Here is a 787-nt window from a genome sequence, read left to right as displayed (position 1 = left end):
GACCGGGACAGTGGCCGGGACCGGGGCCGTGCCCAGGATCGGGACCGGGGCCGCGACCGGCCCACCGTGGTGCTGTGGCCCGACACCTTCACCAGCTACCTCGCGCCGGGCGTCGGACGGGCCGCGGTCGCCGTCCTTGAGGACGCCGGGCTGCGGGTCGTCGTGCCGCCCACCGGGCCGGGCCGGCCGCTGTGCTGCGGGCTGACCTGGGTCTCCACCGGCCAGCTCGACCGGGCCAAGCAGGTGATGCGGCGAACCGTGGACGCGGTGGCCCCGGCTCTCGACGCGGGGTTGCCGCTGGTCGTCCTCGAACCGAGCTGCGCCGCGACACTCCGCGGCGACCTGCCCGAACTCCTCGGCCCCGACACGCCAGGCGCGGCCCGACTCGCCGCGTCGGTGCTCACCTTCGCGCAGGTCCTGGACCAGTACGCGCCGAACTGGCGCCCACCGCGCCTGGACCGCCCCGTCGTCGGCCAGACCCACTGCCACCAGCACGCGGTGCTCGGCGACGCGGCCGAGCGCACGCTGCGCGAGCGGGCCGGGCTGACCGGCGAACTCAGCGGTGGCTGCTGCGGCCTCGCCGGCAACTTCGGCTTCGAGGCCGGGCACTACGAGGTCTCGGTGGCCTGCGCCGAGGAGACGCTGCTGCCCGCCGTACGGGACCGGCCCGCCGGCGCCGAGGTGCTGGCGGACGGGTTCTCCTGCCGTACGCAACTCCACCAACTCGCCGGCCAGCGCGCCCGCCACCTGGCCGAGGTGCTGGCGGAGGCGCTGGCCGAACGGCGAG

1 protein-coding gene is annotated in these 787 nt (G+C 76.6%); it reads left to right on the top strand.

The features are described 5' to 3' along the window. Window positions 1-787 (top strand): (Fe-S)-binding protein (locus KUM32_RS38790; protein ID WP_254406724.1); only part of this gene is annotated, 787 nt, incomplete at both ends.

Source organism: Streptomyces sp. AC627_RSS907, assembly GCF_019049165.1.
Note: the sequence above shows the minus strand (reverse complement) of the source record. Positions and strands in the feature narration are given on the sequence as shown.